Annotated in this window: 2 protein-coding genes; both read left to right on the forward strand. The window is 70.8% G+C overall.

Annotated elements, in window-relative coordinates; genetic code table 11:
* A partial coding sequence (locus AB0B91_RS46250; protein ID WP_358335018.1) for an amino acid adenylation domain-containing protein occupies positions 1–8,484 on the forward strand: 8,484 nt, incomplete at its 5' end.
* Positions 8,481–9,500, forward strand: coding sequence for a MupA/Atu3671 family FMN-dependent luciferase-like monooxygenase (locus AB0B91_RS46255; RefSeq protein WP_358335021.1), 1,020 nt, complete (start codon positions 8,481–8,483; stop codon positions 9,498–9,500). The genes AB0B91_RS46250 and AB0B91_RS46255, both read left to right, overlap by 4 nt.
* Positions 9,501–9,523: the final 23 nt, after the last annotated feature.

Below are 9,523 nucleotides of genomic sequence, written 5' to 3' on the forward strand. Positions count from 1 at the left end.
GACCTGCAACTACTCATCGCCACCACCGACACCTGGCACACCACCCACGCCACCCACGCCCACCACCAGCTGCCGCACACCCGGCTGCTGACCGCCTACGGCATCACCGAGACCACCATCGACTCCACCTACAGCATCCTGACCCCCCACCTACCCCACCAGCCGAAGCAACCCGAGGCTCAGCCCGGCGACCACGACGCTCACCCCGGCGACCACGACGCTCAGCATGGCGACCTCAGCGATCGCAGTGATGTCGGCGGTCAGCGTGGTTCGGTGGAGCGGACCGGCTTGTTGCCGCTCGGCGAGCAGCCTGCCGGGCCCACCCCGATCGGTATCCCGTTGCCCGGCACCCACACCTACGTGCTGGACTCCCACCTCAACCCGGTCCCGGTCGGCGTCCCCGGCGAGCTGTTCATCGCCGGCGCCGGCCTGACCCGCGGCTACTACCACCGGCCGGCTCTGACAGCGGGACGTTTCATCGCCCACCCCTACGCCAGTAATGGTTCACGTCTCTACCGCACCGGCGACCTCGCCGCCTGGCGACCGGACGGCCAACTCGACTTCCTGGGCCGCACCGACCACCAGGTCAAGATCCGCGGCCACCGCATCGAACCCGCCGAGATCCAGCACGCCCTGACCAGCCACCCCCACATCGCCGCAGCCCTGGTCACCACCCATGACGCCGGCACCACCGACGAGGACGGCAATGACGTCAGCGGGGGTCACGGTGGCCGAGAGGGTAAGGTCGGCGTCGGTCAGCGGCTGGTCGCCTACGTGGTCCCGGCTGACCCCGCCCATGGCGCCCCCACCACCGATGATCTGCGGGGATATCTGGCCGCCGGTCTGCCGGATTACATGATCCCGTCGGTGTTCATCGAGCTGGCCGCCTTCCCGCTGTCTCCTAACGGGAAGATCGATCGTGCGGCGCTGCCGGTGCCTGATGGCAGCAGGCCTGAGCTCGCAGGTGGCTACCAGCCGCCGACCACTCCGACGGAGCAGTTGCTGGCCGGCATCTGGGCCGACCTGCTCGGCGTGGACCAGGTCGGCGTCCGCGACAACTTCTTCGACCTCGGCGGCCACTCTCTGCTGGCCACTCAGGTCGTCTCTCGGGTCCGGGTGGTTCTCGAGGTAGATCTGCCTCTGGCGGCTCTGTTCGATCATCCGACTGTCAGTGAGCTGGTTCCGCTGCTCGGTGAGGTGTCGGATGGCGTCGTCAAGCCGCCGGTCCTGCCCATTTCGCGTGACCAGGTGTTGCCGCTGTCGTTCGCGCAGCAGCGGTTGTGGTTCCTGGCTCAGCTCGACCCGGACTCGGCCGAGTACAACACCCCCACCCCCATCCCGCTGCCCGGAGACCTCGACATTCCCGCTCTGCGTGCCGCGCTGGCGGCGCTGGTGGAGCGGCATGAGGTGTTGCGGACCCGGCTGGTCGCCGATGCCGACGGCATCCCGCACCAGGTCATCGATCCGCCCAGCGATTTCGATCTGCCCGTCATCGAGGTGGCGAGCGAACAGGAAGCACAGGCGCTGATCGTTGCCGACGCGGCCACACCGTTCGATCTGGCTGCCGGCCCGCTGCTCCGGGGCAGCTTGATCCGGCTGAGCGATCAGGCGCACATCCTGGCCTTGTGCATGCATCACGTTGTCTTCGATGAGTGGTCGGCCAAGATCTTCCAGCGGGAGCTTCTCGCGTTGTACGAGGCTTTCCGGGCTGGGGAGTCGTCTCCGTTGGTGCCGTTGCGGGTGCAGTACGCCGACTTCGCGTTGTGGCAGCGTTCCTGGCTGACCGGTGAGACTTTGGAGGGGCAGCTCGGCTACTGGCGGCGCCGGCTGGCTCGGCCTTCGGTGCTGGACCTGCCTACCGACCGGGCCCGGCCCGCGGTGCGCGACACCGGCGGGGCGGCCATCGACTTCCGCATCGACCCCGACATCGGCCACCGGTTGCGGGAGCTGTCGCGCCGCAGCGGCGCGACGATGTTCATGACGTTGCTGGCCGCCTATACCGTGCTGCTCGGTAAATACACCCGTCAGGATGATCTGCTGGTTGGCACGCCGGTGGCCAACCGCAACCAGGCGGAGACCGAGGACTTGATCGGCTTCTTCGTCAACACTCTGGTGCTGCGGGCTGATCTGTCGGGCGATCCGACGTTCGCCGATCTGCTGGAGCAGGTGCGGGCCACGGCGTTGGAGGCTTACGGTCATCAGGATCTGCCGTTCGAGCAGCTCGTCGATGAACTCGGTGTCGAGCGTGACCGCTCCCGCACGCCGTTGTTCCAGACGCTGTTCAGTCACTTCACCACCGATGCCCCCGGCTTCGGCGGTGAGCCTGGTTCTGGTGAGGGCGGCGGGCCGCGTTCGATGCCGGTCAAATACGACCTCATCTTGACCATGGCCAGTAGCCCCGACGGTGGTCTGAACGGATCGGTGCAGTACAGCACCGCCCTGTTCGATCAGGACAGGATCGAACGGCTGATCGCTCACCTGCACGGCGTGCTGGATGCGATCACCGCGGATCCGGATCGGCCGCTGTCGGCGCTGCCCATCCTCACCCCGGCCGAACAGCGGCAGCTCACCAGCAACGCCGTGCCCGCCCGCATCGCCGTTCCCGCAGCGGGTGGTATCCACGAGCTCATCGCCGCTCAGGCCCGGACCCGTCCCGCTCAGACCGCGGTGCTGTGTGAGGGCAACCGGCTCAGCTACCGGGAACTGGACGAGCGCGCCAACCGGCTGGCCCACCACCTCCTCGCTTTGGGCGCCGGCCCGGACAGCATCGTCGGCTTGCATGTGGGGCGCACCCCGGAGTTGATCATCGCGATCCTCGCGGTATGGAAAGCCGGCGCCGCCTACCTGCCCCTGGATGCCGCCTATCCCGCGGGCCGGTTGGCGCACATGCTGGCCGACAGCCGGGCCACCCTCCTGCTCACCGACAACCCGGCAACCACTCCAACCGCTGAACTCGACCCAGACAGCCGGGTGCGGGTGGTGGTGTTGAGCGAGCTTGCCTCCACCCTGGACAGCTATCCCGGCCATGCCCCGCAGGTCGTGGTGGAGCCTGACCAGGGCGCGTATCTCATCTACACCTCAGGCTCGACCGGCCGCCCCAAAGGCGTGCTCGCCACCCACCGCGGCGCCATCAACCTCGCCACCGTAATGCGGCCGGTCTTCGCCATCGGCCCCGACGACACCGTGCTGCAATTCGCCTCCCACAGCTTCGACGCCGCCGTCCTCGACCTCGCCGTCACCCTCACCACCGGCGCCACCCTCGCCCTGGCCACCACCCACGAACGCGCCAACCCCCAACACCTCACCCACCTGATCAACCACCACCACATCACCGCCGCCAGCATCGTCCCCTCCCTGCTGGCCACCCTCACCCCCGCCACCCTGCCCACCCTGCACACCCTCATCCTCGGCGCCGAACGCCTCACCGCCCCCCTCGCCAACACCTGGACCCCCCACCAGCGCCTCATCAACACCTACGGCCCCACCGAAACCACCGTCATCACCACCACCACACCACCCCTGGCCCCCCAAACCACCAGCACCGACCCCGCCACCAGCACCAACCCCGCCATCGGCACACCCCTGCCCAACACCACCACCCACATCCTCGACCCCCACCTCAACCCCACCCCCACCGGCATCCCCGGCGAACTCCTCATCGGCGGACAAGGACTCGCCCGCGGCTACCACCACCAACCAGCCCTCACCGCCGAACGCTTCATCGCCAACCCCCACACCAACGACGGCTCACGCCTCTACCGCACCGGCGATCTGGCCACCTGGCGACCAGACGGCCAGCTCGACTTCCTGGGCCGCACCGACCACCAGGTCAAGATCCGCGGCCACCGCATCGAACCAGGCGAGATCCAGCACGCCCTGACCGCTCATCCGCACATCGCCGCAGCCCTGGTCACTCCCTTCGGCCAAGACACCACCGGAGGCGAGGCCGGCAACGAGCGCCGGCTGGTCGCCTACCTCGTTCCGGCCGATCCCTCCCACGGCGTCCCCACCACCGATGAGCTGCGCACCCACCTCGCCACCCGGCTGCCGGATTACATGATCCCGTCGGTGTTCATCGAACTGGCCGCCTTCCCACTGTCACCCAACGGCAAGATCGACCGCGCCGCCCTACCAGCACCGGACGGCAGCAGACCCGACCTTGCCGGCGGCTACCAGCCGCCGACCACCCCCACCGAACACCTGCTGGCCGGCATCTGGGCCGACCTACTCGACCTGGACCAGATCGGCGTCCGCGACAACTTCTTCGATCTGGGCGGCCACTCCCTGCTCGCCACTCAGGCCGTCACCCGCATCCGAGCGGTTCTGGGAGTGGATCTCCCCTTGGCAGCGCTGTTCGATCAGCCGACCATCAGCGGTCTGGCACCACTGGTTGACGGAGCGAACGGCAGCAGCAGGCCCCCGATCCTCCCGGCCGACCGTGACCAGCCGCTCCCGTTGTCCTTCGCCCAGCAGCGGTTGTGGTTCCTGGCCCAGCTCGACCCGGACTCGGCCGAGTACAACACCCCGACGCCCATCCCGCTGCCCGGCGACCTCGACATCCCCGCCCTGCGCGCCGCCCTCAGCGCTCTCACGGAGAGACACGAAGTCCTGCGCACCCGGCTGGTCGCCGACCCCCACGGCATCCCGCACCAGATCATCGACCCACCCACCGCCTTCGACCTGCTCGTCGTCGAGGCGGCGAGCGAGCAACAAGCACAGACCCTGATCGCCGCCGACGCAGCCACCCCCTTCGACCTCGCGGCCGGTCCACTGCTGCGCGGCACGCTGATCCGCCTCGCCGACGACCTGCACATCCTGGCCCTGTGCATGCACCACGTCATCTCCGACGAATGGTCCGCCAAGATCTTCCACCGCGAACTCACCGCCCTCTACGAAGCCTTCCGCACAGGCAGGCCGTCCCCGCTGGCGCCGCTCAGGGTCCAGTACGCCGACTTCGCCCTGTGGCAGCGCGACTGGCTCACCGGCGAAACTCTGGAGAACCAGCTCGGCTACTGGCGGCGCCGGCTCGCCGGCCCCCCGGTGCTCGACCTGCCCACCGACCGCCCCCGCGCAGCCGTCCGCGACGCCGCGGGCGCCGCCATCACCTTCCACATCGAGCCCGAGACGACGGCGGCCCTGAAGGAGCTGTCCCGTCGCTCCGGCGCCACCATGTTCATGACCGTCCTGGCCGCCTACACCGTCCTCCTCGGCAGATATACCCGCCAGGACGATGTCCTGGTCGGCACCCGGATCGCCAACCGCAACCAGGCCGAGACCGAGGACCTGATCGGGTTCTTCATCAACACCCTGGTCCTGCGGACCGACCTGTCCGGCGACCCGACCTTCACCGACCTGCTGCACCAGGTGCGCACCACGGCCCTGGACGCGTACGGCCACCAGGACCTGCCGTTCGAGCAGGTCGTCGACGAGCTGGGCATCGAGCGTGACCGCTCCCGGCCCCTGCTGTTCCAGACCCTGCTCAACTACTTCACCGCCGACGACCCGGTGCCGCTCGACCAGGCGGGTACGGCCGAGGTCAGGTCGCAGGACGCGATCGTCGCCAAGTACGACCTGCAGCTGTTCTTCACCGAGGACAACGCGGGCGGCGTGACGGTGTCCGCCCAGTTCAGTACGGCCCTGTTCGACCGGTCCACCATCGAACGCCTGATCGGCCACCTGCACACCCTGCTGGCCGCCATCGCCACGGATCCGGATCGGCCGGTGTCGGGGCTGCCCATTCTCACCCCGGAGGAACGACGGCTGGCGGAGACGGGATGGGGTGCCGAGACCGCCGAGGTCCGCGCGGCGGGCGGGGTGCACGAGCTGATCAGCGGCGCGGCCGCGGCGGGAGACGCGGCGCTGGTGTCCGGCACGGCGTCGATGACGTACGCCGAGCTGGAGCGGCAGGCCAACCGGCTCGCCCACCATCTGATCGACCTGGGCGCCGGGCCCGAGAAGGTCGTCGGGCTGTGCCTCGACCGCGGGGCGGAGATGATCGTCGCCATCCTCGCGGTGTGGAAGGCGGGGGCGGCCTACCTCCCGCTCGATCCCGCGCATCCCGCCGAAAGGCTGGCGTACCTGCTCGGCGACAGCGGCGCCACCGTGATCGTCGCCACCGGGGCGATGCCGCCAGTGGGTACAGGGGCGATGTCCCCGGTGGGCACGGGGCCGATGCCGCTGACGAGCACGATCGTCGTCGCTCTGGACGACCCGGTCACGCGGTCCCAGATCGAGGCACGGCCCGAGTCGGCGCCGGAGGTGGCCACGGTGCCGGGTCAGGCCGCGTACCTGATCTACACCTCCGGCTCCACCGGGAAGCCCAAGGGGGTCGTGGTGACGCACGGCAACCTGGTCAACTACCTGACCGTCGTGAAGGAGCGTACGGGGCTGGGCGGGCGCGGGGAGTCGTACGCGCTGCTCCAGTCGGTGGTCACCGACTTCGGCAACACGACCGTCTTCGTGAGCCTGACCACGGGCGGGATCCTGCACCTGCCGCTGCCGGAAGTGGTCAACGATCCGGAGCGGGTGGCCGCGTACCTGGCCTCGCACCGGATCGACCACCTCAAGATCGTCCCGTCGCATCTGGCGGCGCTCACGCAGGTCGTCCCGGCCGGCCGGCTGCTGCCGGCGCGGACGCTGGTGCTGGGCGGCGAGGCAGCGACGCCGGAACAGATCACGGAGCTGCTGGCGGAGGCGGACGGCCGGTCGGTGGTCAACCACTACGGGCCTACCGAGACCACGATCGGCACGGCCACGATCCGGCTGGACGCCGGGCACATCGCGGGCGGGACGGTCCCGATCGGCACGGCGCTGCCCAACACCCGCCTGTACGTGCTGGACGACGCGCTCAACCCGGTCCCGGCGGGCGTGCCGGGCGAGCTGTCCGTCGGTGGAGCCGGCGTGGCCCGCGGCTATCTCGGCCGGCCGGCGCTCACCGCCGAGCGCTTCGTCGCCGACCCGTTCGCCGGTGACGGCTCGCGGCTCTACCGGACGGGTGACCAGGCGCGTCGCCGGCCGGACGGGGTCGTGGACTTCCTGGGCAGGACCGACCACCAGGTCAAGATCCGCGGGTTCCGCGTGGAGCCGGCCGAGGTGCAGCACGTTCTCGGCGGGCATCCGGCGGTGGCGGCGGCGCTGGTGACCGCGTACGGGGAGGCGGGCGACCGGCGGCTGGCCGCGTACCTGATCCCCGCCGACGCGGCCAGGGGCGTGCCGCCCGTCGCGGTCCTGCGCGCTCATCTGAGCGTGGACCTGCCCGACCACATGATCCCGTCGGTGTTCATCCCGATGACCGCGTTCCCGCTCACCTCGAACGGCAAGCTCGACCGCGCCGCGCTCCCGTCCCCCGAGGCGGCCCGGCCGGAGCAGCGGGACGCGCACCGCGAGCCGGCCACGCCGGCCGAGGTCGCCATCGCCGGGATCTGGGCGCGGTCGCTCGGCCTGCCCCAGATCGGCGTGACCGACGACTTCTTCGCGCTCGGCGGCCACTCCTTGCAGGTCATCCAGGTGGTGTCGCAGATCAGGAAGGCCGGGTACGCCCTCGGCGTCGCCGACTTCTTCACCCAGCCGACCGTCGCGGGTCTGGCCGAGCTGGTCGCCGAGCCGGAGGACACGGCCCGGCCGCGCCTGCGGTCGGTGGTCAGGCTCAAGCCGGGGACGGCGGGGCCCGCGCTGTTCTTCGTGCACGCCGCTACCGGGGGCGTCGCCGAGCTGGCCGAGCTGGCCGGCCGGCTCGGGCCCGACCAGCAGTTCTACGGGCTGCAGGCACGCGGGCTGGACGGCTCGGAGCCGCCGCTGGAGACCGTGGCCGAGATGGCCGCCGCCTACCTGGACGAGGTGACGACCGTGCAACCGAGCGGGCCGTACCTGTTCGCGGGCTGGTCGGTGGGCGGCTACATCGCGGTGGAGATGGCCAGGCAGGCCGCCGCCCGCGGGCTGGAGGTGGGCGGCGTGTACCTGGTCGGCCCGCCGCTGCACCGGGTGGCCGCGGGCCGCGTCGCCGCGCGCAAGGAGGGCAAGGAGCGTGACCTGGTACGGGACCTGCTCACACAGCTCGACCAGGTGATCGCCGGAGGGCCGGGGACCCGGCTCGCCGCCGGGCCGCAGAAGCGGCTGCTGGAGCGCTGGCAGGTCGAGGGCCCGCTGCTGGAGGCGGTCAAGGCGGGCGACACGGAGGCGCTCCGGGTGGGCCGGATGGTGATCACCCACCTGGGGGCGGTGCTGCGGCATCGCGCCGATCCGCCGCTGACGCCGTACGAGGGCCGGGTGGTGCTGTTCATCCCGCAGGACGACCCGGCCGACGTGCGGCGCAAGGTCGTCGTGCAGTGGCGCGACGAGCTGGCCGCGGAGCCGGAGATCGAGTACGTGCCGGGCGAGCACGGCACGGTCGTCCGCGGGCGCGGGGCCGAGATGCTCGCCATCTGGCTCCGCAGCGAGATCGTCCGCCGGTCCAACCCTTCCACCCGAGAGGCGCGTGCACAGTGAAGATCAGCCTGTCCTATTTCGCGGCCACCACCAGAGCAGAGGCCGCCTCGGCGTACGCGGTGCTGCTGGACACCGCCCGCCTGGCCGACGAGGCGGGGCTTGAGGCGCTGTGGCTGCCCGAGCGCCACTTCGCGGACTTCGGCGCTCCCTATCCGAACCCTTCGGTGGTGGGGGCGGCGCTGGCGACGGCCACCCGGCGGATCGGGATCCGGGCGGGCAGCGTCGTCATGCCGCTGCACCATCCGGCCCGGGTGGCCGAGGAGTGGGCGGTCGTGGACCAGCTGTCGCGGGGGCGGGTGGGCGTGTCGTTCGCCTCCGGCTGGCACGGCGCCGACTTCGTGCTCTCCCGCTTCCCCGTCGCGGAGCGCAAGCGGGTGATGCGGGAGGGCATCGACCAGGTCCGGGCGCTCTGGCGGGGGGAGACGCGGGTCTTCCCCGACGCGCTGGGCGCGGAGATCGAGGTGCGGACGATGCCGCAGCCGGTTCAGCCCGAGCTGCCGATCTGGCTCACCTCGGGCGGGTCGACACCGACGTTCGAGCTGGCCGGCTCGATGGGCGCGGGCGTGCTGACCCATCTGCTCGGCCAGCCGCCAGAGGAGCTGGCCCGCAACATCGAGGCGTACCGCAAGACCTGGCAGGGCCCGGGGCGCGGCCACATCACGCTGATGGTGCACACCCACGTCCTGGACGGCTCCCGGGCGTCGGAGGAGCGGGCGCACGCGGAGCTGGCCCGGTATCTGGGCGCGTCGATGTCGCTGGTGGCCACCGACGTGGCGAACGCGCAGGGGGCGGCGGCGTTCGGATCGATGAGCGGGGACGACCGGTCCACGCTCGCCCGGCAGAGCGCCGCCAGGTTCGCCGGCCTGGGGCTGATCTGCACCCCCGCCGAGCTGCCCGAGCGGCTCGCGACCGTGGCGTCGTGGGACGTCGACGAGGTCGCCTGCCTCATCGACTTCGGCTTCGACCACGAGTCGATCCTGCGGAGCCTGGACGACCTGCTGACCACGCTGGCCTGAGCGCGACCCATATCCAAGACGGA

Source organism: Nonomuraea sp. NPDC049141 (genome assembly GCF_040648415.1).
Taxonomy (GTDB): Bacteria; Actinomycetota; Actinomycetes; order Streptosporangiales; family Streptosporangiaceae; genus Nonomuraea.